Origin of the sequence: Zhongshania marina, assembly GCF_002915595.1 — a bacterium.
In the GTDB taxonomy this organism is placed as follows: Bacteria; Pseudomonadota; Gammaproteobacteria; order Pseudomonadales; family Spongiibacteraceae; genus Spongiibacter; species Spongiibacter marinus_B.
Genome location: NZ_PQGG01000007.1, coordinates 258519 through 282029 on the forward strand (window position 1 = coordinate 258519; position 23511 = coordinate 282029).

At 49.0% G+C, this 23511-nt stretch carries 24 protein-coding genes; 16 read left to right on the forward strand and 8 right to left on the reverse strand.

All coding sequences use genetic code 11. The features are described 5' to 3' along the window. Window positions 1–610 precede the first annotated feature (610 nt). The 5 genes from C0068_RS03170 to C0068_RS03190 all read left to right on the forward strand — a co-directional run bounded on the left by C0068_RS03170 (window position 611) and on the right by C0068_RS03190 (window position 5274). The gene (locus tag C0068_RS03170) at window positions 611–1180 is read left to right on the forward strand and encodes a DNA-binding protein (RefSeq protein ID WP_103683040.1); all 570 of its coding nucleotides are present in this window, start codon (window positions 611–613) and stop codon (window positions 1178–1180) included. Window positions 1181–1390: 210 nt separating this feature from the next. Beyond that, window positions 1391–2215 (forward strand): restriction endonuclease, encoded by an 825-nt coding sequence (locus tag C0068_RS03175; protein ID WP_103683041.1) that lies wholly within the window; start codon window positions 1391–1393, stop codon window positions 2213–2215. Window positions 2216–2376: 161 nt separating this feature from the next. Continuing rightward, window positions 2377–2619 carry a helix-turn-helix domain-containing protein gene (locus tag C0068_RS03180; protein WP_146047831.1) on the forward strand — a complete coding sequence of 81 codons (243 nt, stop codon included), beginning with the start codon at window positions 2377–2379 and terminating at the stop codon, window positions 2617–2619. Continuing rightward, window positions 2612–3847, forward strand: coding sequence for a type II toxin-antitoxin system HipA family toxin (locus C0068_RS03185; RefSeq protein ID WP_103683043.1), 1236 nt, complete (start codon window positions 2612–2614; stop codon window positions 3845–3847). The genes C0068_RS03180 and C0068_RS03185 overlap by 8 nt, the downstream gene beginning before the upstream one ends. 554 nt (window positions 3848–4401) lie before the next feature. Further along, window positions 4402–5274, forward strand: a complete 873-nt coding sequence (locus C0068_RS03190; protein WP_103683044.1) for a universal stress protein — start codon at window positions 4402–4404, stop codon at window positions 5272–5274. A 259-nt stretch (window positions 5275–5533) separates the two neighbouring features. Here C0068_RS03190 and C0068_RS03195 read toward each other — a convergent pair whose 3' ends face one another. Together C0068_RS03195 and C0068_RS03200 are read right to left on the reverse strand one after the other, a co-directional pair. Beyond that, window positions 5534–5902 (reverse strand): hypothetical protein, encoded by a 369-nt coding sequence (locus C0068_RS03195; RefSeq protein ID WP_103683045.1) that lies wholly within the window; start codon window positions 5900–5902, stop codon window positions 5534–5536. Between the two features lie 291 nt (window positions 5903–6193). Next, on the reverse strand, window positions 6194–7150 hold the full coding sequence (locus tag C0068_RS03200; RefSeq protein WP_233208718.1) for an SDR family NAD(P)-dependent oxidoreductase: 957 nt from the start codon (window positions 7148–7150) through the stop codon (window positions 6194–6196). A gap of 112 nt (window positions 7151–7262) precedes the next feature. Between C0068_RS03200 and C0068_RS03205 the strand changes: the two genes are divergently transcribed. The 3 genes from C0068_RS03205 to C0068_RS03215 are packed head-to-tail and all read left to right on the forward strand — an operon-like array spanning window position 7263 to window position 8656. Next, window positions 7263–7493, forward strand: a complete 231-nt coding sequence (locus C0068_RS03205; RefSeq protein ID WP_103683047.1) for a hypothetical protein — start codon at window positions 7263–7265, stop codon at window positions 7491–7493. A gap of 1 nt (window position 7494) precedes the next feature. Beyond that, on the forward strand, window positions 7495–7920 hold the full coding sequence (locus C0068_RS03210) for a hypothetical protein (RefSeq protein ID WP_146047832.1): 426 nt from the start codon (window positions 7495–7497) through the stop codon (window positions 7918–7920). Further along, the gene (locus tag C0068_RS03215) at window positions 7904–8656 is read left to right on the forward strand and encodes a hypothetical protein (protein WP_103683049.1); all 753 of its coding nucleotides are present in this window, start codon (window positions 7904–7906) and stop codon (window positions 8654–8656) included. Before C0068_RS03210 ends, C0068_RS03215 begins: the two co-directional genes overlap by 17 nt. A 32-nt stretch (window positions 8657–8688) precedes the next feature. On the opposite strand, the gene C0068_RS03220 is transcribed toward C0068_RS03215, so the two are convergent. Next, window positions 8689–9561, reverse strand: coding sequence for a bile acid:sodium symporter family protein (locus tag C0068_RS03220; RefSeq protein WP_103683050.1), 873 nt, complete (start codon window positions 9559–9561; stop codon window positions 8689–8691). A gap of 260 nt (window positions 9562–9821) precedes the next feature. Between C0068_RS03220 and C0068_RS03225 the strand changes: the two genes are divergently transcribed. After that, window positions 9822–11930, forward strand: a complete 2109-nt coding sequence (locus C0068_RS03225; RefSeq protein WP_103683051.1) for a TonB-dependent receptor — start codon at window positions 9822–9824, stop codon at window positions 11928–11930. A gap of 31 nt (window positions 11931–11961) precedes the next feature. Here C0068_RS03225 and C0068_RS03230 read toward each other — a convergent pair whose 3' ends face one another. Further along, window positions 11962–12993, reverse strand: a complete 1032-nt coding sequence (locus tag C0068_RS03230) for an NADP(H)-dependent aldo-keto reductase (protein WP_103683052.1) — start codon at window positions 12991–12993, stop codon at window positions 11962–11964. A gap of 192 nt (window positions 12994–13185) precedes the next feature. On the opposite strand from C0068_RS03230, the gene C0068_RS03240 reads away from it, so the two are divergent. From C0068_RS03240 to arsH, 4 genes are read left to right on the forward strand one after another with little or no spacing between them, the layout of a single operon-like run. Continuing rightward, complete coding sequence (locus C0068_RS03240; RefSeq protein ID WP_103683054.1) at window positions 13186–13521, forward strand: metalloregulator ArsR/SmtB family transcription factor; 336 nt, start codon at window positions 13186–13188, stop codon at window positions 13519–13521. Between the two features lie 14 nt (window positions 13522–13535). Continuing rightward, window positions 13536–14027, forward strand: a complete 492-nt coding sequence (locus C0068_RS03245; RefSeq protein WP_103683055.1) for an arsenate reductase ArsC — start codon at window positions 13536–13538, stop codon at window positions 14025–14027. Beyond that, window positions 14027–15046 (forward strand): ACR3 family arsenite efflux transporter, encoded by a 1020-nt coding sequence (gene arsB, locus C0068_RS03250; RefSeq protein WP_103683056.1) that lies wholly within the window; start codon window positions 14027–14029, stop codon window positions 15044–15046. The genes C0068_RS03245 and arsB overlap by 1 nt, the downstream gene beginning before the upstream one ends. A 30-nt stretch (window positions 15047–15076) precedes the next feature. After that, a complete protein-coding gene (gene arsH / locus C0068_RS03255) occupies window positions 15077–15787 on the forward strand; it encodes an arsenical resistance protein ArsH (RefSeq protein ID WP_103683057.1) in 711 nt (236 codons plus the stop codon). Window positions 15788–15991: 204 nt separating this feature from the next. Here the strand turns inward: arsH and arsS are convergent, their stop codons facing one another. After that, on the reverse strand, window positions 15992–16942 hold the full coding sequence (gene arsS, locus C0068_RS03260; RefSeq protein WP_103683058.1) for an arsenosugar biosynthesis radical SAM (seleno)protein ArsS: 951 nt from the start codon (window positions 16940–16942) through the stop codon (window positions 15992–15994). A gap of 343 nt (window positions 16943–17285) precedes the next feature. On the opposite strand from arsS, the gene purE reads away from it, so the two are divergent. Further along, window positions 17286–17777, forward strand: coding sequence for a 5-(carboxyamino)imidazole ribonucleotide mutase (gene purE / locus C0068_RS03265; RefSeq protein WP_103683059.1), 492 nt, complete (start codon window positions 17286–17288; stop codon window positions 17775–17777). Further along, on the forward strand, window positions 17777–18850 hold the full coding sequence (purK, locus tag C0068_RS03270; RefSeq protein ID WP_103683060.1) for a 5-(carboxyamino)imidazole ribonucleotide synthase: 1074 nt from the start codon (window positions 17777–17779) through the stop codon (window positions 18848–18850). Before purE ends, purK begins: the two co-directional genes overlap by 1 nt. Window positions 18851–18891: 41 nt before the next feature. Here the strand turns inward: purK and C0068_RS03275 are convergent, their stop codons facing one another. From C0068_RS03275 to C0068_RS03285, 3 genes are all read right to left on the reverse strand, one after another. Continuing rightward, the gene (locus C0068_RS03275; RefSeq protein WP_103683061.1) at window positions 18892–19842 is read right to left on the reverse strand and encodes an AEC family transporter; all 951 of its coding nucleotides are present in this window, start codon (window positions 19840–19842) and stop codon (window positions 18892–18894) included. A 101-nt stretch (window positions 19843–19943) separates the two neighbouring features. Further along, on the reverse strand, window positions 19944–20324 hold the full coding sequence (locus tag C0068_RS03280) for a hypothetical protein (protein ID WP_146047833.1): 381 nt from the start codon (window positions 20322–20324) through the stop codon (window positions 19944–19946). Window positions 20325–20514: 190 nt separating this feature from the next. Continuing rightward, on the reverse strand, window positions 20515–22254 hold the full coding sequence (locus C0068_RS03285; RefSeq protein ID WP_233208719.1) for an arylsulfatase: 1740 nt from the start codon (window positions 22252–22254) through the stop codon (window positions 20515–20517). Between the two features lie 165 nt (window positions 22255–22419). Between C0068_RS03285 and C0068_RS03290 the strand changes: the two genes are divergently transcribed. Then, entirely contained in the window at window positions 22420–23502 is a 1083-nt protein-coding gene (locus C0068_RS03290; RefSeq protein ID WP_103683064.1) for an MBL fold metallo-hydrolase, read from the forward strand. Window positions 23503–23511: the final 9 nt, after the last annotated feature.

The following is a 23511-nucleotide window of genomic DNA, read 5'->3' on the forward strand; positions in this document are numbered from 1 at the left end:
TTAAAATCAATGGCTTAAATATTTCTTGCCAAGCGAAAATCGCTAATATTTCAAGCCGACTAAAAATGGACACTGAAAAAAAACCTTTACCAAATGTAGAAATCATAATTTTCAATTGGTTACATGTTTAGTGACAGCCTCAGATCAAACTACACTACCCAGCGGGACTATTCAGCCATAGGAGGACGGTGAAATGCTCTATAAGCTATGAATAGCTCCCCTACAGCCCTCGATATATAACCCTCCCTTATAGCTAAAGATAAGAAACATCAAAAACAATCTAAGCGAATCAGTCAAAATTGTTGTCATCTGACAACAGAGCCACTACTCTAGTCATCGGACGCACTGCCAATGCCCAATAGACCCAAGCACTCCAAAAAAGAAATTGAAGAAGCAGTCCAGTTCGCCGAAGCAAATGGTTGGATATATGCGAGCTCAGGCAAGAGCTCTCATGCTTGGGGGTTCCTTTTATGCCCCCATAATGACCAAGACTGCCGATGCGGGCAATATTGCAAAAATTCGATATGGAGTACGCCTCGCAGTCCTGAGAATATGGCAAAGAAAATTTGCAAATGGGTAGAAGGTTGCAAATACGCCAATGGTGAAGACTATGACTGAATATAACTTCGAACTACATTTTGTTTTACCCGAAGATCGCCCAGACTCGGAAGATCACCTCGATGCATTGTTTGAAGCAGGCTGTGATGATGCATTGGTCGGGGCAGGCAAGCTCGGACACATTGCTCTAGATTTCACTCGAGAAGCAAAAAACGCAGAGGAAGCAATTTTAAGTTCAGTAGAAAACGTTATGAGCGCCATTCCTGATGCCCGACTAATTTCGGCCAGCCCAGACCTTGTAAATTTATCCGATATGCCAAAAGTAATGGAAAAGTGGGAGGTCGCTCACCTGACCCGCCAAGCAATGCGAAAATATGCATTCGATCAAGTTAAAAAGGTCATGCGGCCGTTCCCAGCCGAAGCATTATTTAATGGAACCTCACTTTGGCACATGAACGAAGTAGTGAGCTGGCTTCTAGACAATGGAAAAGTCGACAGACCAGATAGAGCCCAAGAATTACTAGATCTTACAAACTCAGCTCGTAAGTTAAATGCTGCACTTGAATACGCTCGCAATAAAGCCCCTGCTTTTGACTCATTCATTAGTAAGGTAGCCCACTAGAAAAATCAAACCCAACAACGAGGGTCAGGTCTTTGGTCTTTGGTTTATGATTTAAATCCAAAGATCAGATCATCCTATGGATAACCATGCCCCTCGTCATCATGCATTGAATCTTTCAACCTCTAGCGAATGCATAATTACTCCCTGCTTGTTGAAGCCTAGAACTTACCGCAATATACATCTACTAAACTAGCCGCTAAGGAACAGGCGATGGCTAAACCCACCGTCATGGATGATCTTTTTGCTTTGGGTGCAAAACTTCCTTGGAAACTAAGCCTTGTCCTCGCCATTAGCTCCGCAATTGGTTTACACCAACTCTCCCTCATTGATCCGCCTATCGTTACCGGGCCGCAAGACCTATCCAATGTCGTGTTTATACAGGTCGGTAGATTTATCGGGTTGGTCGGCCAATATCTAGTGCCAGCGGCACTGCTATTTGGAGCCCTTGCGGGTTTCATGCAACGCCGTCGAGGTAAAAACTTACTGACGCAAACCAGATCCCAATCAAACGGACTCTCCACTCTATCTTGGCAGCAATTTGAACAGCTGGTTGCTGCCATATTCAGGGAGCAGGGTTTTCAGGTAGAAGAGCGCGGCGGGCACGGGCCAGATGGTGGTGTAGACCTTGTATTGAAAAAGGGCACAGAGAAATATCTGGTTCAATGCAAGCACTGGCGATCCATCAATGTTGGCGTGCCCGTTGTGAGAGAACTTTACGGCGCGATGGCAGCCGAGAGTGCCGTTGGCGGCTTTGTAGCAACCACAGGTCAATTTACTGCAGACGCAAAACGCTTTGTTGAAGGACGTAATATACAGCTCATCGATGGCCAACAAATCAGAAAACAGATGAACAAGAACAATATTGGTCATCGCCATACTCAAGCTAAGTTGACGCCGTTGCGCCCAGCAATACCCGACTGCCCTTTATGTACTAAGCCCATGGTTAGTCGCGTAGCGAAAAAGGGCGCACATTCAGGGAAGCAGTTCTGGGGGTGCACAAACTTTCCAGCTTGCCGAGGCACTCGACCGCTCTAACCTCACTAGTAAATACTTCCCAAAAGAGGATTAGCTCAGCTTTTATTCAAAGCATGAAGCCAATCCCAGAAGATAGATGATTCTTGCCCCCACTGCGTATAAGTTATACTATATTAGTACAAAAATCACATTTAACCCATTTTGTTGTACTATTATACTACATGACAAATGAGCTACCCGAACTTGGAAAACGCTTGAGCGCCGCTCGCAAAGAGCGCTTCCCCAAAGATGGCGTACGCGGTTTTGCGCCTCGTATTGGTGTAAGCGTGTCAACGCTCGTCAAGATGGAGCAAGGTAAACTGTCAGTGTCACTAGGCAACTACCATGAAGCCGCTAGAGTGTTGGGCCTAGAGAATCAGTTTGACCTATTATTCGTTATCCCGAAGTCCTTATTCGATGACTGACAAAGCTCGCTATGCACTACATATAGACCTGCCGAGCACTGGGCGAACTCAGGCCGCCGACGTTGTGATCTTGGAAGATCGCGGTCATGTTAATCAAGTTGGTTTTCGATATCGTCCTGAATACCTTGAACTGCCCGGCGCCATCGCCATTGATCCAATTTCCTTACCGTTGTCACCCAAAGAACTCGCGATAGAATGTCGTGGCGGCATACCCGCATTTCTTGATGATTATTTACCAGATGCCTGGGGACGCCGTGTATTGAGTTACGCGGTGCTAAAGCAAACCGGCGAAAAGATGAATGCCAACAGCGCTATTGCCTGCTTAAACGCCTTACGGCGGAGCCGAATTGGAGCACTGGAACTCACCACAATTAACGAGCAGCCGCTTTACCAACTAGGCATCGCTTGGGAGGAGCTTGCTCAAACAGAAAAAATTGCCCACCAAATCGACACCTTGTCATTCGAGGAAATCCCACACGAATCGCTCGATTTAATTTATCTCGCTAACGAAGGATCAGGAGCTGGCGGTGCCCGCCCAAAATCACTGGTCTATCGTGGTAACGAAGCTTTTCTTGCCAAATTTAACCGACTTGGAAGTGATCAATTCAACGTTGCCCGCGTTGAGCTAGCCTGTCTTAAGATGGCTAAAGCGGCGGGACTTAAGGTGTATAACGGCGAACTGGTCGAGGATCTTACAGGCCGCGATGCGCTATTGCTGGAACGCTTTGATATTTCCGGATCCCATCGGCGCCACCTTATTTCTATCAACGGCTTGCGCAAGGACGCTTACCAGCGAGACGACGCGGGTGTATTTCGTTATGACGACATCCATAAATTACTGCAATCACACAGCACGCATTTTTGTGAGGATGCGGAACAGTTGTTACGACAAATGTTATTCAATCGAGCGATCAATAATACCGACGACCACGAACGAAATTTTTCGATGATTAATGACGGCAGTGGCTACCGCTTATCTCCCGCATACGATTTAGTGCCCAGCTTAACAACTGGGGCTTATCATGTTGCCGGCTATCAATACTCGCCATATCCACCAAAGCCCAGCGAGATCATTAATCAAGGTAAGGTATTCGGCTTAGACAAAACCACAGTTAAAAACATAGCTGAACAGGTTGTGGATGCTATTCAGCAATGGGAAGATTTCGCAGCAGAGTGCAAAGTCAGCGATTCAGATTGCAGCGCAATAAAGCGTCTACTTTCGATATAAAATATATCCACTACTTTGACGCCGCTCAGCAGTTTCCCCATTTTCGCTTAATGCCTTGGGGGCCAATAGGGCTTGCAGCTGACGGATCATAGCCAGCTTCAGAACTGACAAAAAGTTATATTTAACAATATGTTAGCAAAGAGATTGCTTTTCAAGTGTCATAAATAGTGATTTTAGCTTGGCAATAAACCGCTAACTGATTGATTTTGTTAGCACAGAGCAAGACGTCAATTGTCAACTTCCACCATCGGCAATTCTCAATAGAGAGCGACTTTTCGCCACTTAATGAAATCCCGGCCTACCTACAGGCCAGGGACTTCTTAAAATATCTTTTTCCAAAGTCAGAAATACAACTACCTCTCTTCGATATTCTTTAGCCACAGCTTCTCCTACCTCATTAAAAATACTTACATAACCCAAGTGCTCTCACAAAGATACGCCTTCACGCCCAACCTAGATTACTCTCCCCATATAGTTTACTGACTTATAGTGGCGATAGAGTAGATGGTATATATTAGGACCATAAAGTGCGCTTAAGGGAGTAACCCAGAAAAATGAAAAACCTCATTGTATTAGCAGACACACATGGTGGAAAAAATACGGCACTGAAACGAGCGCTACAGATTCAAAGTCGGACAGGCGCCCATATCACCTTATTCGGATTTTGTTACACATCAAGCAACAATAGTGAAACATCAGAAAATGCCGACAAGGTAAAAGCACTGCTAATGGAAAAACGAGCTGCAGAGCTAAATGCACTGATAGCTGATTTCGACGCTTCAGCTGACGACATCACAGCGGAAGTAGTCTGGAGCAAAGACATAGCCGGAGAGTTGCTGGCGCGGAGAATCGCCGATAGTGCAGACTTGATTGTAAAGTCTGCACACAAAACAGGGTCATGGTTCCACACCTCAACTGACTGGCAGCTCATTCGCGAGTCAAAGATCCCTCTTATGATTACCGCAGGAAAAACCTGGAAAAAGAAATCACGAATACTCGCGACAATCGACTTTGCAAGCACAGAAAAAACCAAACAGCGACTTAACGATAAGATTATTGCGAACGCAAAAGCACTTGTCGGGCCATTAGGTGACAATAGCATTCACATTGCATTTGCCCTTACCGCACCACAAGCATTGATTGACTTAGATCTAATAGACGCGAAAAAATACCTTGCCGAAAAGCGAAAAAGCTTACAAGCCGTAGTGGATCAATTCTGCGAAAAACACGGTATCAGCAAAGAAAACGTTCACATAAAGCAAGGTGAACCCGAGCGAGTTATCCCTAGTATTGCCAATGACCTTAAAGCAGATCTCACCATTGTTGGCACCATAGGCAGAAAAGGGCTAAAAGGGAAATTAATAGGGAATACAGCTGAAGGAATACTAGGCCGTCTGTATACCGATATCCTTACAATAAGACCTTGATTCGACGTACTTACCAAATATTTAGTATCAAACACAGCCGCAACGTCGCGCAAGTACGGCGTTGCCTTCAAATACCGCCCAGTTTATAAATATCAAATGTATGTTTTGAATAAGACATACATCAGCTCAACTTATTTGAGCGGAAAAGCTTAAAAGAGATACTAAAGCCATCCCCATATAGGCACAAGAAAAGTGAGCCTCAAATGAGGTTCGCTTTATGAACTTTAACTATGGAACGGCAGTGGGTTCTACGGACGGTTTACTCAAAGCCAGGTAAGCCACCTAAGCTCGGCAACGTATCGAAGCCTGACATGCCATCCATGCCGAGAAGGTCACCGAGCAAAGGTAGGCTACCCAATGCCAGCAGCGACTTAATATCAAGCATTTGCTCCAGCGATAGCAGAGGCTCTATATCGGGCAATGCTTTCGCACCCAGTAAATCCACATAGCCAATACTTTGATCCAGCTCAGCAAGTACTGGTAGCTTGGCAAGAACGCCAATCGGTGGATCGCCAATCACAGGTAAGGTACGCACAATAGGTACGTTTAATTGCGCAAACGCTCCGTCGCTCAATATTGCGCAGCAAAGCCCGAGGCTTAAAATAATTTTATTTCCACTTTTTCTCATTATTGTTCTCCTTCTTTTAAATTTAAATCTACAGCTTTATAAGCGTCGAGGTGCAGAAAAAATATCCAGCCACCTCTTAAACACGAAAGCCCGAACACCCTTTATTGCCAACACCGATACTAGAAAAACTAGGACTGCCGCGCTTTTCACTGGGCGCAGACTTGTTATCTTTTTGCGCAAATCGTCATCAATTTACGTCAATATCCGCACACAACGCTGAATGCGGACGCCTTCCTTATTATTTGAATAGTGTGTTTGATAAATTGGGAAATCACCCGAGCAATAGCGCGGCTATTCTTGGCTTGCAGCAAGCCAACTCTTTAAATCAAGCCAGAGTTTCTCAGCCACATCAGAATCATCCGCCTCTGAACTCGCCGCTGCCACTTGAGTATTGCGATAGCATTTGCCTGAACTTAATACATCTTTGGCCGCCGTGGCGCAATGAATCTGAGTTTGCGCTCCTTGCGCGGGTATTTTCATAAGAAATTTTTCTAGCGGCGCAAAGGCATTGCGTACTTTTTCTATCATGCCGGTATTGGCTAAACCCTTGCCTGCAACATTGGTGTATACCGCGCCGGGATGTAGGCAGTAACTTGTAATGCCATGCTCAGAAAAATGTACGTCAATGCTGCGCGTTAAATGCACCAAGGCCAGCTTAGACTGCCCGTATGCATTCCATGAATTATAGGGACGCTGTGGATGAAAAAATTCGCTATTAAGACCTTTGCTATGCAATTGAGAAACCACATTTACCACTCGGCTATCACCCGACACAGCAGCGGAGTCTTGCAATAGTGGCAGCAGGCAAAGCGTTAAATGCGCTGTACCCAAATAATTTACCCGCCACTGAATTTCATAACCATCGGCACTTAACTGTGGGGAGGTCCACCGCGACATTAAATCAAGATGGATTCCCGCATTATTAATAAGCACATCTAAAGCTAAACCGGTTTCTTTATAGGCTTTCACGAAGGCTTCAACGGAATCATAGCGCGCCAAATCTAAATCAAAGGCATGAATATTTTGATGGTAGCGACGATCCAATTGCCGGCGTAAGGCCTCTGCAATTAACCCACTATTGCTGCGCACCGTTACTGATACCAACGCCCCCTGACCCAATAGCTGCAATGCGGTAGCAAAACCCAAAGAGCCCTCGGCGCAGCCGGTCACAATAAAGTGACGTCCCTGCAAACTCACTACTTCGGCCATTTTGGTGCCGCTGATAAAGCCCTGTATTTTTCCAAACATGGCCGTCATAATCCTTTTTATAAGCCATTTAGCATCTCATAAAATCAGTGCTTAAAACGAATTTTTATTAATACTTAACGCCGCAACAAGCAACGAGCAGCCCCTCGAGCCTATGATCACACAAGCCAAAGACAAACTACTCAGCAAATACCGCGCGCGTATTCGAGAAGGCGCCATCGCCAACGCTAAAAAGCAATTGGCTCTGCGAGGTGTCGCCCCTGGCGAGCTAGACCCAGATGAACTAGAGATCCTAGTCCATGACGAAGAGGTCAAGCTGCGGGGTAGATTAAAAAATTACAGCCTCGCCGCGCTCATCGCCGCCTTAACGCTGGGACATTTTTAATATGCTAGTCCCTCTATTACGCAGCGGCGTGTTGTATATGATTTGGCGTCGCCACATTAGGCAGCGCGCACTTGGTATCGTCGTTACGGTACTCTTAGTTTTGGCGGTGAATTTAATTCACTCAGAAGCCGTCGCCTTTTTTAAAGCAACAGAGCGGCTCGATCTAACACCACTAGCTTTTTATTTTCGTTGGCTAGGTTGGCTATTAGCGGGGGCCGGCTACCTGTGGTTTATTGAACGCCGAATCGCCAAAACCACTCAAGCTAACAAAGCTCAAAACAAGGCTTCGGAAAAAAACCAAACCAAAGCTAAAACTGTAAAGCCGGCCGAACAAAACGACGGCTTTGACGCTCTGCGCCATAACGCCCCGCTGCGCTCGCGAGCAGACATCATGCTGGAACGAAAAAAACGTGACCAAGCAGACTGAACTTACCGCGATACTGGCAAGCTGGGACGAACGCGACAAAACCATTTTGGCCATTCTCTGCGATCTCGACGAAAGCACCGCCTCCACTAACGAGATTAGCGAACAAATACGCTGGATGTATAACTCCCGCGCCAGACACCGTATTAAACGCGGTTTTAAACGCGTAACGCGACAAAGCAGCGGCAAGGACATGCCCTGCCCAAGTTACGAGGCCCTACTAGCGGGCGCCGCCAAGAAACTAGGGATTCAAAAGCACTGCACAACAATAGATGAGCACGAACGCTACATTCCCCAGGCGGTTATTGTTGCCGCCCTCGCCAAAATGAACCCCGCTCAACGGGATCGTTTTTTTACGCAGGAATTTAACGCCTCGCCAATGTGGGAGGCTGCGGGCATCAAAAGCAGAGAAATCGGCGGACTTCGCACTGCGGCTAGTGTATTGGCACTCGCCAACGCTTCTGGCCATGCGATATATGCAGGAGCGACTACCGCGCTAGGCTTTGCCACCCACGCTGTCGGCATTACCTTACCCTATGCCGCCTACACAGGCCTGTCGGCAACCATTGCCCAGCTCATTGGCCCCCCGGGCTGGCTCGCCCTCGCGACTTACGGCTTTTTTAAAGTAACCGACACCGACTGGAATAAATTGATGCCGGTGTTGTTGACCATCATCGCCACCAAACACCGCTATGAAATTTTAAGCCGCCAGCGCACGCAAGCGGCAAGTACGCCATAACGCAGTGCCGTATATTTTTACCGCGCTTCCTTTTACACCTTTGCAGCGCCAATGGTCGATCGCCCAAACGCAACTAAGACCGCGCCAAACGCATACATGGTCAAGCCATATACCATTGATGGAATCGCCATTTCTTGCGAGCCTAGAATGGTGGTCGCGACAAGAATCCCGATGGTGCTATTTTTTATGCCTAGCTCAACCGCAATCGCCAAGGTGTCTTCCTTCGCCACACCCGCCATGCGCGCAATAGCAAAACCAGCACCAATTCCCAAGGTATTTAACAGTAAACACGCAGGCCCCGCCTGAATCAGCAACCCTAAAAGGTGATCTCGCAAACCGTAAGAAATCAGCACAATCAAAGCCAATAACACCACGGCGCCAAAACCATTGAGAGGCTTCTCTGCCCGAGCAGCAATATTAGGTGCCTTGGCCCGAATGAGCATACCAATGCCAGTGGGCAGCAAGACAATAATCACCAACATGGCGATAGTGTCCACAACCGGCATGGCGACATTGGTAGACTCGCCAAGCTGCCAGCTCAAGGCCTGATTGACCAACAAGGGCAAGGTCATAATGGTGGCAATGCTGGCAATGGCGGTAACCACAATTGATAGCGCCACATTCCCTCGGGCTAAATAGGTGATCACGTTTGAGGTTGCACCACCAGGGCAGGCCGCCAAAATCACCAAGCCAACCGCGATAGCCGGCGTTAAACCTAAACCCCAAGCCACTAAAAACCCCAGCGCAGGCAACACAATTAGCTGCCCGACACTCCCAACGATGGCGGCCCGTGGGTGCCTAGCCTCCTTGGCAAAGTCACTCAGCGTCAGCCCAAGACCCATACCGATCATGATAATAAATAGGGAAACGGGTAAACCAATATCGATGAACACACTCTTTTCCATAGATTTTCTTCTTTATTGTTGTAATGAAATAACGCTTGTACCGCAGTTTAGGCTGAAAGACCCCGTTTATCTGTTACAAAGGTGACAATTTCCATGAATCCGCTGGATTATTTGCGTCATCCACGACTATTACTCTACCTCGGCAGTTCGCGCTCAAAACTCAGCATTACCAAATAGAAATAATTATCATTTGCACTATGCGTCATGTTAAGCTTGGGGATCACATACTGTTACCAACCCTCTAGCACCGGACTCAAACCATGTTATTTATGCGATACGCACTCGCAGCCACCGCGCTATCCACTCCCCTTGTCGCCCTAGCCGCTGACACCGCAAACACCAATAAGCTCGAAGAAATATTGGTAACGGGCGACCCCATGAGCCGCAGCAGCCTAGATACAGTATCCAGCATTAGCATCGTGCCAGAGGATCAGCTGCGCGCCCTGAACATTCGCGACCTTTACGACCTGCTATTACGCAGCCCCAACTTAAACGCCGCACGGGAAGACAAATTCTCGGTGCGCGGCATCGCCAACGAAGGTATTGGTCCCAGAGGCACCGGCCGCCCAACAGTGAGCATTTTTATTGACGGTGCGCGTCAACCCGGCCGTGGCGTTGCAAACAGTTGGGACGTACAGCAAATCGAGTTTTATCGTGGCCCCCAATCCACCGCCTTTGGGCCCGGCTCCTTAGCGGGTGCGGTGGTCGTTCAAACCCGCGACCCATCGCATGAAGAATACAGCGGCGACGTAAAAGTCGGCGCCAGCAATTATGGCGGTCGCGAAGCGGGTATTGCGGTGGGTGGACCGTTGGTAGGTGGCCTTGCATTTCGCTACGCCGCAGAAACAAACCAAACCGACGGCGAAGTTACCAACACCACCTTAAACGACGATGAATGGCAGGCTCGCAAGCGTTATATGCAGCGCTTAAAACTGAGCTGGGATGCCAATGAATGGTATTCCGCCATGCTGACAATTCAAGACAGCAAGCTGCGGGAAGGCAATGAATACCTCCCCCCAGAAACCGCTGAAGATGGCATTTCTACCGACGACGTAGACGGCTTTTACGATGACAACAGCCAACTCTGGGTACTGAGCCAACACGCCGAACTCAGCGATGAGCTACGCCTAAGCCTCATTGCCAGCCACTCTGAAAACTACAACCAACGCAAAGGCGACTACGATATTTCTGACGACAACAACGGCTATTTTATTAATACCGTCAACACCGAAAACGACTCTATAGAAGTTCGCCTGCAATACCAAACAGCGGTCGTCAAAGCGGTGGCTGGTCTTTACTACAACAGCGACGAACTTGTCGGCACCTCAAGCTCAATTGATCTACCTTACAATGTTAGCGGCATGCAATTACGTGCCGACGCCGACTTAGCCGCAGACCGCGACGCGACCACCCAAGCCATTTACAGCGAGGCTGATATAAATTTAAGCACGCGCTGGACCTTAACCTTGGGCGCACGCTATGAAGAAAACGAAGCCAAAAACCGCAGCGCCTTTATTGTGACCGGCGCAGAGTTAATCGATCCCGTCACTGGCACCACCATACCCGGCGATATCAGCCCGGTGTTAAAGCCCATACTCGACAACGACACCAGCGCCCCCAGCGGCGACGATGTTCTGCTGCCCAAAGTCGCGGTGAGTTTTCAAATTAACGACGAATTAAGTGCATTTTTTACCCGCAGCCAAGGCTACCGCGCCGGCTCGGTAGATTTTGTTAGCTCCGGCAACTCCCCCAGCTACGGCCCTGAATACACCAACAATTATGATCTTGGCGTAAAGTTTCAGCGCGGCAGTTGGTTTGTGCAGGGCACAGTATTTCGCATTGACTACGACGATATGCAAATCGGCGTACGCGTTGACGCCTCTAACTTTCGAACCGACAACGCCGGTGAAGCAAAATCAGAAGGGGCCGAACTGGAGTTTCGCGGCGAACTTGGCAATGGCTTTAGCGTATTCGGCGGCATTGGCTACGTAGACACCGCTTTTGTTGAATACGAAGATGACGGCGTAAATTACGCGGGCAATCACTTCCCCAATGCACCGCGCAACACCGCCAACCTCAGCTTGCGCTACGCAAATGACAAGGGTTTTTACAGCGATATTAGCTGGTCGCGAACCGACGGCAGCTTTATCGATCGCGAGAACACACCCACATTACTGGCGGATGCCCGCGATTTATTTGGCGCCCGTATTGGCTATCAGGGCGATCACTTTGGCGCGGAAATATACGGCCAAAATTTAACTGACAAATTCTATATTACAGATCGCTTTAACAGCCCCTCACTGGGTATTAACGCCGTTTACGTTGGTGACCCAAAGGAAATCGGCGCGCGCATTACTTATAAATTTTAAACTGCAATTACCCAGCCCTGCGCCAGTTTTACTACGGCGCAGGATTAGGTATACGCTGATGAATTGCTTCAATCTCTCTCATAACATCATCACTAAGCTGCAATTCCGAGCTATCTATATTTTCCTTTAATTGCAGCATTGTCGTTGCGCCAATGATATTGCTCGTCAAAAAACGTTGCCCCGTCACAAAGGCCAAGGCCATCTGCGCGGGAGACAGTTGATGACGCTCCGCCAAAGCGACATAAGCCTCGCTGGCCGCCACAGCTTGCGGATTGCTATAGCGCTGAAAACGCTCAAACAAGGTGATGCGGCCATCAATCGGACGAGCCCCATTGCGGTATTTTCCGCTCAGCATTCCAAACGCCATTGGCGAATATGCCAGCAAGCCAACGTCTTCGCGAATAGCCATTTCAGCCAGACCAATTTCAAAGGTGCGATTCAGCAAGCTGTATGGATTTTGAATACTCGCTATGCGCGGCAAGCCATATTGCTCGGCCAAATTTAAATAACTCATCAAGCCCCAAGGCGTTTCATTGCTAATACCAATGGCCTTTACTACACCGCTGTTAAACAACTCCGACAGCGTTTCTAATATCTCATGCAAATCACGTTCGGCATCGTCGGCACCGTGCTGGTAACCCAATTTGCCGAAAAAATTTGTTGCTCTATTGGGCCAATGGATTTGATACAAATCGATATAGTCCGTCTGCAACCGCGCCAAGCTACCCTCTATGGCGCTCAATATGCCGCTGCGACCAAGCGGTTTACCTTCGCGCACATGCTGGTGGCCGGGGCCAGTTGCCTTACTGGCCAGCACTATTTCCTTGCGTTTACCACTTTGCCGAAACCACTCACCGATATATTCCTCGGTCTTGCCTTGGGTTTCAGGGACTGGCGGCACAGGGTACATTTCAGCGGTGTCAAAAAAGTTAATCCCCCGAGACACCGCGTAATCCATTTGCTCAAATGCGTCGTCCTGCGTGTTTTGCTCACCCCATGTCATGGTGCCCAAGCAAATCTCACTAACGCTAATACCCGTTCGTCCCAATTCACGCGTTTTCATTTGAGTTCCTCTAATTCATTTATCTGATTCAAGATATACGTCAAATTCATTCCTAAGTGTACGGCAATTACTCTCGCTGTGAACAACAGCAATCCAATCGCGCTGCGCATCGTCAATTTGAATATACGGATATACATATATTCAAATTTAAGATAGTATTTCAGCAACATCACCAAGATAAGCTTCACCCACATGAACCCAGAACAGCTTTTTAAATGCCTAGCAGACGAAACACGCTTGCTGTCCACCCTCTTAATTCAGGCCGAGGGTGAGCTTTGCGTATGCGAATTAATGGAGGCACTGGAAGACAGCCAACCTAAAATTTCGCGACATTTAGCCCAGCTTAGAAACTGCGGCATTCTCACCGATAGACGCGACCGCCAATGGGTCTACTACCGTTTGCATCCACAACTACCAAAATGGGTCACAGACATTCTTGCAACTACGTCTGCCGCCCAGCAGGGGCGCTTAAAACCCTGCTTACAGAAATTAAAAACCATGGACTGTCGCCCCGAAAGCTGCGCATAAATTAAGAGGATTACATGAATATATTATTTATCTGCACCCATAATCGCTGCCGCAGCATTCTTTGCGAAGCCATTAGCAATCACTCCAATGATCCGCGTATTCAAGCCTTCAGCGCCGGCAGCCAACCCGCTGGAGAAGTGCATCCGCTGTCATTGAAATATCTTGCCGCACACGGCATTTCAACGGCTAATTTACGCAGCCAATCCTGGGATGACTTTGCCGACAAAGCCATCGACATTGCCATTACCGTCTGCGATAGCGCCGCAGGTGAGAGCTGCCCACTGTGGCTAGGTGGCTCACCGAAAGTACATTGGGGATTGAGCGACCCGTCCAAACTAAACGGCAGCGATGCCGAAATCGAAGCCGCATTTAATGACTGCATCGCCTCCATTCAGGCGCGAATAAAAGCACTGCTAGCCCTCGACTTAGAACAACTAGACAAAGCCGAACTCATCGCCGCTTTAAAGCAAATCCATACTAACGCCACCGAAGGGAGCCTCATCTAATGGGCCTATTTGAACGCTATTTAAGTGTCTGGGTTGGGCTCTGCATCATTGCCGGTTTAATCTTAGGCAACATCGTACCAGATCTATTCCAACTTATTGCAAGCATGGAAGTCGCTCACGTTAATATACCCGTCGCTTTATTTATCTGGGTAATGATTTACCCAATGATGGTACAAGTCGATTTTTCATCAATCAAAGACGTTGGCAAAAAGCCCAAAGGCCTAGCCTTAACACTGGTCATAAATTGGCTGATCAAACCCTTCAGCATGGCGGCGCTGGGCTGGCTATTTTTTCGCGTGCTGTTTGCAGACTGGGTTGACCCGCAAACCGCCAGCGAATATATCGCCGGCATGATTTTACTCGGCGTCGCCCCCTGCACGGCAATGGTCTTTGTCTGGAGCCAACTCACCAAAGGTGACGCCAACTACACCCTCGCACAGGTCTCTATTAACGATGTCATCATGATCTTCGCCTTTGCGCCTATCGCCGCATTTTTATTAGGCATCAGTGATGTTACCGTACCCTGGGACACCCTACTGATCTCAGTTGTGCTCTATGTGCTTATACCACTCATAGCCGGTGTGTTAACCCGCCGCGCACTCGACAAACCCGACAACCACAAACACCTGCAGAACTTTTTAGACCGAGTAAAACCCATTTCAATAAGCGGTCTATTGGCAACTGTCATTCTATTATTTGGCTTTCAAGCAGAAGTCATTATGCAAAACCCTATTGCGATTGTATTGATTGCAATACCGCTGCTAATCCAAACCTACGGCATTTTCGCCATTGCCTTTTACGGCGCTCAAGCCCTGCGCCTACCTCACAATATTGCCGGGCCAGCCTGCCTGATTGGCACATCAAACTTTTTTGAATTGGCCGTCGCCGTCGCCATATCCTTATTCGGATTACACTCAGGCGCTGCACTGGCAACCGTCGTGGGTGTATTGGTAGAAGTGCCCGTTATGCTATCGCTGGTCGCACTTGTAAACCGCAGCCGCGACAGCTTTCCATCCTAAATACATATCGACTTTATTAACGGAAAAACAATGAACGATCTTCAACATGTCGATACGGACTTACTCAAGCCAATCGACACAAATAAATTATTTAAAAGCCTAGCGCATCCGCCAAAAATTTTGCTGCTCTACGGCTCCGTGCGCGAGCGCTCATTTAGCCGACTCGCCACCGAAGAAGCGGCACGCTTGCTAGAATTTTTCGGCGCCGAAACTCGCATATTCAATCCCTCTGGCCTACCACTCCCCGACGACTGCGACGCCAGCCATCCAAAGGTTCAAGAATTAAGAGAACTTGCCAGCTGGTGCGAAGGCATGGTGTGGTGCTCACCAGAACGCCACGGCGCGATGACCGGCATTATGAAGGCGCAAATAGATTGGATTCCACTCTCCATTGGCGCAGTACGCCCAACCCAAGGTAAAACCCTAGCTGTTATGCAGGTCTGCGGTGGCTCACAAAGCTTTAATGCGGTGAATCAATTGCGCGTGCTAGGCCGCTGGATGCGCATGGTCACCATACCCAACCAATCATCCGTCGCAAAAGCGTGGCTGGAGTTTGATGAGAACGACCGCATGAAACCCTCCTCATACTACGACCGCATAGTGGACGTGATGGAAGAGTTAGTGAAGTTCACACTACTCACCAGAGGAAGCGCATACTACTTTGTAGACCGTTACTCAGAACGCAAAGAAGACTTAGAAGCCTTTAAAAAGCGGATATCCCAGCGCACAGAAACCAACTAAGCGGATATACCAAAGCTAGACCATGACATGTTGTGGTCTAGCTTCTCCACTCTTCCACGATTACCCCATTCAACTTACTCGCCTCATCGCTAAGAATTGCCATCGCAGTTATAGCAACAGAAGCAGATCAAACCAGAATTAAATCTTATTTTTTATCTCCATAAGACCGCCCTATTATTTTTATAATGTAAAACTTTTTATGGCTTACAACGCACCACCGCAACTACTCCCCTGTCCCGCCGTGCAGGCAAAGCAGTGATCGGCAATAGCGATATCTTGATTTGCGATATCGTCATGAAGTAAATCACGCAAATGCCGCGTGGTGTTTGTTACAGGAATGTTGAGCTGTTGATTAAAATCACAGTCATATAAATTTCCCTGCCAATCTACGCTTACCAAATTGCGGCACATGAGTGATGCTAAATTTTCCTCGCTAAAATTATTTTTTAGCAAATCCATATAGGGTTTAAATTCGCCTTTAGATACCAAGGTCGAGCCAAAGCGTTTAATGGGCATATTGGCCAAGGCAAATAAATTGTTAAATTCAATACCGAAGTGGGCGCGTAGCTCCCGCCGATAATCTGCTTCTAATGCCTGTTGATTTGGTGGCAGTGATGCGCCCTGCGGGTTATAAACCAAATTCAACACCAAGCCCGAGTCAGGCATGCCATAGCCCAAGGAATTTAATAACTTCAGACCGGCAATACTCTTATCGAATACGCCTTCGCCGCGCTGAGCATCCACATTTTTTAGGGAGTAACAGGGCAAAGAGGCGACGATTTCTACTTTGTTCTCTGCTAGAAATTCAGCCAAGCCTTCCTGATTTGGCTCAAACAATATCGTTAAATTACAGCGGTCGATAAGCTTCACCCCCTGCTTCACAGCGGCACTTACCAATTCTCTAAACTGCTCATGGAGTTCCGGCGCACCGCCAGTGAGGTCGAGGGTCTTTATGTTTCTGGCCGCCAATACTTCTGGAATAAGCGCGATAAGGTCGGCAGACATCATTTCTGTACGCGTTGGCCCCGCATTAACGTGGCAATGTAGACAGCGCTGATTGCATTTATAGCCGAGATTTACCTGTAGGGTATCCAGCGGTTTTCGCGCTATGGCAGGAAAATCGGTGAGCTCTAAAAGTGCCAAGGTGTCGTGCATTTTCGCTCCTAATGTTCGGTGTGTTACACACTGACGCGACAAGTCGGTCAATGTTACGTGCCGGGTAATTTCAGCTTCTACGAATACAATATGGCAGCAGACCACAAGGCACTACAAATCTGGGTATTTTCACCACCCTTTTGATCAAAAAACATACAAACCGAAATTAGACTATCCCAGATTATTTTTCTTATATTTACAATAACTTAGCACACCACCCCGCTCTAGCACTACGTAATTCAAGCCGCTAAAGTAGATGTTTTGACGAGTTTTGCACGGATATTCGGCCTAAAACCAAGATTTCCCGTATAATACGCCGCTTTCACGCGAAGAGAGCATAGCAATGACCGCAAAAGTTGCCCTGATCATGGGCTCAAAAAGTGACTGGGAAACAATGCGCCCAGCCACCGAGATCATGAGCGAACTTGGCGTAGAGCACCACGTAGAAGTGGTCTCGGCGCATCGCACTCCGGACAAACTAATGGAATTTGCCAGCCAGGCCGTAGACCGTGGCTTTGATGTCATTATTGCCGGCGCCGGCGGCGCTGCGCACTTACCGGGCATGGTGGCAGCAAAAACTCGCCTACCTGTGCTGGGTGTGCCAGTGCAAAGCAAGGCGCTAAACGGTGTAGACAGCTTGCTTTCTATCGCTCAAATGCCCAAAGGAATTGCCGTTGGCACCTTGGCGATCGGCAGCGCGGGCGCATTTAATGCTGGCCTCATGGCTTGTCAGATTTTGGCACTTACTGACGCTGATTTAGCTGTGCGACTTGACGCCTTCCGCGCCAAGCAGACGCAGGACGTGTTAGACAATCCGGATCCGAGGGACGCTTAATGCCGACGGTTTGGGTTCTCGGCGCCGGACAATTAGGCGCCATGCTAAAGCAGGCTGCATATCCATTGGCGCTCCGCGTCGAGCCCGTTGAGCCTGAGAGCGAACAGCTACCAGCGATCAAAGCCGGTGACATCATTACCGTCGAGCGCGAGCAGTGGCCAGACACAGCCGTAACCCGCCACATGAGCCAGCAGCCTAGTTTTATGAACGCGGATATTTTTGGCAAGATCGCCGACCGCTTCCATCAAAAAACCATGCTCGACACCCTCGGTATTAACACCGCGCCGTGGCGTTCTGTCGAAGTCGACACCCAAGCCGAATCACTGCATGCCGCACTAGGCCCCGACGTTTTACTAAAACGCCGCGAAGGTGGTTATGACGGCAAGGGGCAGTTTTGGCTTTATCAAAACCAAGGTTTGGATGTTCCCAGCGATTGGTTGGGCACTGGCATCGCCGAAAAGAAGATCCCGTTTAATGAAGAATTGTCGCTGGTTGGCGCGCGGGACAAAGACGGCAATAAAGTCTTTTATCCCCTAACGCTAAACCTTCACCGCAACGGCATTTTAATGGCATCGCTTGCGCCGCTCGCTAGAGTTGATCACCTGCAAGGCAAAGCAGAATCAATGCTTGGCAAAATTATGGACGCCGCTGACTACGTTGGCGTGATGGCGATGGAATGTTTCCGAGTTGGCGATGAACTCATCGTCAACGAGCTAGCACCACGGGTTCACAATAGCGGTCACTGGACCCAAGCCGGTGCCTGTGTCAGCCAGTTTGAAATGCATTTGCGCGCAGTAAGTAGCCTGCCCATCAAAGCACCTGAAGTGCGCGGCCAAAGCGTGATGATTAATGTGATTGGTGTTGAGCGCGAAACCAACTGGTTAAAAATTCCTTCTACCCAGTGCTATTGGTATGGCAAAGACGTTCGCCCCGGCCGCAAACTAGGTCATATTAATATCAATCACCCCAAGAAAAGCGCCGTGCAAACCGCACTGAATGAGCTGCGTCATTTACTCCCTGAAAACTACGGCGATGTTTTTGACTGGGTGAAAGAAGAACTCGCTAAACTTTAACGGCGTGTTTATGCTCCGCTTAAGCAGCGGAGCATTCTGCTCTACAACAACGCAAAACCATGTAACACCATCATTAATACGCTAGTTGTAAGCAGCGAACCCATCGTCGTCAGTACAATAATATTTGCCGCCAAGGCGGAATTCCCGCCCATTGCCCGCACCATAATATAGCTGGCAGCGGCGGAAGGTGCCGATGACATCAACGCCAACACCCCTAATTCCAAGCCCCTAAACCCAACGGCGATACCCGCTGCAATTAGCAATAATGGCACGACCATTAATTTACATACCGCGCTAATCATTGCGCTGCGAAAATCTGCCCGCAAAGCTCTAAAATTCAAACTCGCCCCCGTACATATTAATGCCAAGGGCAAGGTCATTTGCGAGAAATAGCCGCCGCTCTGAATTAATAATTCAGGAATATCCCACTCTAAACCCGCAATAAATAAAGCCGCAACAATACTTATAATTAAGGGGTTACGAGCAATGCCTTTTAGCGTTGAGGCAACACCACCACGGTGATTTAAAGACCGATTCAGTGTAATGACTGCCAAGATATTAAATAGAATTGTGACCAAACCTAAATACAAAGACGCCGCCACCAGCCCCGCGTCTCCAAACGCATTTACGCAATAAGCCAGTCCGATGATTCCCATATTAGAGCGAAAGCCACCCTGCACCACCACACCGCGATCTTCACGCTTTGGCACCAATACCGCTGCTAATAGTTCCAACAATAAATAAGCGACCAGCGTGCCGACCAAGCCCAACACGACTAGAGAAATATTTGCGGAATCTGCTATATGAGTCTGGCTAATACTTAAAAACAACAGAGCCGGTAAGGTGATGTTAAAAACCAGCTTTGAACCCACGTCGATAAAATTGTCGTTAATCAGACCAATACGCCGCAGGTAAACGCCTAGGGCCAGCACCACAAAAATGGGGCCAGTAATTGAAAATGAAAAGGCGAGAGATTGCAGAAAATCATGCATGGCTAATGTCGCAGCGGCTCACAATAGGAATAATACGTTCGCCACTAGCTTACCATGTACGACAATCGCAACCCTCAAAAAAGACGTGGAAACTCTATAGACTACGCTGAGCGTTCAAATTGTTTTGCGGCCACCAATAAAATAACTGCAATCACAACTTCCACCGCAATCATATCTACCGTCAGCGCAGCGTCCTGCACCGCCCACGCAAGCAACCTGAACAGCGCCGCCACACCCAAAGTAGTCGCCGAGACATACAGAAAAATTGGCGCTTTACGCCAAGCGCCGAGCAAGACCCAAAGCCCACCGGTAAAAAAGAAAGCGCCAAAATCGCCGATTTGCGAGCTGCGCCCAACGCCGTCAGATAATGCCATTCCCAAGGTCGCAGCGGCTGCCTGCGGATCAATCAACCAGCGCAAACCCAAGATTACAAATAACAGCCCTAGTACCCACAGCAGCGCATTCAATAATTTCGTCATCATTATTTTCCTAGTTTTATTTTAATATACTCTGACAGGGCCGCCATTTTAATTGCAGCTCAATCACCCTCGTCCCAAACTTATCCAGCACCAGCTTTCGCCGACGCAGAATTCTGAATAGCGTTTTTGTCCTGTTTTGCAATATCCGCAGCTACGCGAATAAAAACAAATGGCAAACAACTGCACAGCACGCCTAAACTCCTGCACGCTTACGCCGCCAGCTAACACCAATATATACCAGCACAAGCAAGACCAGCAGCGCCGAGATCCACTCTGCTTTTCTTGCCATTATCGAATTTCTACTCACTTGTCGAAGCTGTTCATAACCGTCTGGTACGGGTAGCACACCATTGCGCTGCACATAGTCCTCATAATCTGCCTGCATTTCTGTAAAACGCTCGGGCATGCTCGCAGCCAAATCGCGGCTCTCTCCAGGATCATCAACAATATTGTATAAATGCCAGTGACCATCGCCGGCGGGGGGCAAATTTTTCACGAGTTTGTAATCCCCCTTGAACAAGGCCGCATTGCCGCCCAGTTCATAACCGAGAGTTTCATGCTCCTGCCTTACTCGATCATCTCTCCCAAGCAATAGGGGCAATAAACTTTTGCCCGTTGGCTGACGATACTGCGAGCTCGGCATGGAAGCGCCGCTTAGCTCGAGCAAGGTCGGCACAATGTCAGTAACATGGGTTAGCGCGGATGATAGCTGCCCTCTTAACTCCACCCCCGCACCGGCAATAATCATCGGCACCCGCAGACCGCCCTCACCCGCATAGTATTTGTAGTATGAAAGCGGCGAGGCTGCGGCACTCGCAAAACTCGGACCGATCACCACATAGCTTTCGGGCTCGCCCAGCGTTTCGTAATCCGTGTTGTAGCCCATCGCCTTCATCCACAAGACAAAGGGCAAGCCAAACTGGCCAACCGGATCTGCCGGCTCCGGGCCGTTATCCGACATAAAAACAAACACCGTATTATCGTATTCCCCTATGGATTTGAGGTATTCAACAAAGCGACCAATATGGTGGTCCATCGCCTGAACCATACCCGCATAGACCGCCATGCGTCTCGCCCAATCGCGCTGCTCGCCCTCGGTGAGCGCGTCCCAATCGTCGGTGCTATCCATCTCTAACAAGGTAGTTGACGACGACACCAACCCAGCCGCCACTGCCGCTCTATAGCGCTGTTGCCGCAGCGCCGACCAACCTTGCTGATACTGCGCTTCATACATCGCGCGATATTCCGCCGGCGCCTGCACGGGAATATGCACCGCCTGAAAAGCGAGGTAGGAGAAAAACGCTTGGCCGTCGCCGTGCTGACTGTCGATCTGCTCGATGGCTTGGTCGACAATATATTCCGATGAATAAAATTCTTCCGGCAACTGGTGGGGCTGATCATCTTTGTACCAATTTGCAGTGCGGTACATTGGTAGATAAGGACGCTGGGACCAGTTATCCGCCCCGCTTTCTGCCAGAATCACACTGCGCTCAAAGCCGCGTTGATTCGGTAGGCGACTAGGGTCTTTACCCAGATGCCATTTCCCCGACACATAGGTGTGATAACCGCGATCACGCAGCAGCGTCGCCACAGTCTGCACTTGGTGAGACAGCACCCCGTCGTAGCCATTGCGACCCAACTGACTTGGCGGCATCGCCTCTGGAATATTTGGCACACCATTTAAATGACTGTCCACGCCGGTTAGCAGCATTGCCCGCGTGGGCGCGCAACTAGCGGCAACATGGTGATTGGTAAAGCGTACGCCATTCTCTGCCAACGCCGCCAAACTCGGCGTAGAAATTTCGCTGGCAAAGGGCTGAATATCGGTAAAGCCAAGATCGTCAGCCAGAATCAAAACAATATTGGGAGTTGCCGCTTCTGAGACGGAAGGCATCAATATTAGTAACAAGCAGCAAAGATTTCGCCTCAACACTGGGCACACCCTCTTATCATTATTTTTATCGTTGGCCTACGGCGCCGGAACACTAAAGCGCGCCCCACTCAGCTACGCGAAGCGCATTCGACCATTTATTTACACGATGTAAACTTTAATGCAGAATGGCGCAAACTGTCCAGTCATAACAACGAGAATAACGCAATGACAACACGTTCAAAATTCAGCGCTGTATTGCTATTGTTGATCGTCGCCGGTGCAGGCTTTTTCTGGAAGTTCGGCGACCCGCTTGTGCTGAAGTTGATGCAGCGACAAGTGGAAAACACCCTCAGCAACCGCTTTATGGGTGAGCTTCCTGACGGCCTACATGTCTACATCTGCGGCGCTGGCTCCCCCATCCCCGACCCTCATCGCGCCGGCCCTTGCACAGCCGTGATCGCCGGCGACAATCTGTATATTGTCGATGCCGGCAGCGGCAGCATTCGCAATATCGGCCCTGCCGGACTCTCTGCGGGTCGCACCAAAGCGGTATTACTCACCCATTTTCACTCCGACCATATCGACGCTTTAGGTGAGCTATCGGTACAGCGCTGGGCTGGCGGCCATCGCGATGAACCGCTAAACGTCTACGGGCCAACAGGTGTTGAACAGGTCGTTGACGGCTTTAATCTGGCCTACACCCAAGACACGCAATACCGCATTGACCACCACGGCGCCCATACCGTCATCCCCTCAGGCGCCGGCCTAAAAGCCCACAGCTTTGCGGAAATGGACAGCATGGGCAGCGCCGTGATTATTGAAGATGAAGGACTGCGTATTACCGCGTTTACCGTCGACCATTACCCCATCCCCAACGCCGTTGGCTACCGTTTTGACTACAAGGGGCGCAGCGTGGTGATTTCTGGCGACACAAGTAAAAATGCCAATGTTGAAGCAATGGCCGCAGGGGCCGATTTACTACTTCACGAAGCGCTATCTCCGCAATTGGTAAACCTCATGCAAGCGGCTGCAAAGGAAGTCGGCGCTAAACACATGGCGCAAATTTCAGAGGATATTCTCAACTACCACACCACACCTCAACAGGCCGCTGACATTGCTCAGGCCGCTGGGGTCAAGTACCTAGCGCTTAACCACATTGTTCCCGGCCTCCCGTTACGCTATCTAGAAAAGCTGTTTATCCAGGGTAGCGCCAAACATTACAAAGGCCCAATTAGCATCACCCGCGATGGCGATTTTTTCAGCCTGCCAGCCAACAGCAGTGACATTCACACTGACTCCCTGCTGTAAGCCTAATTC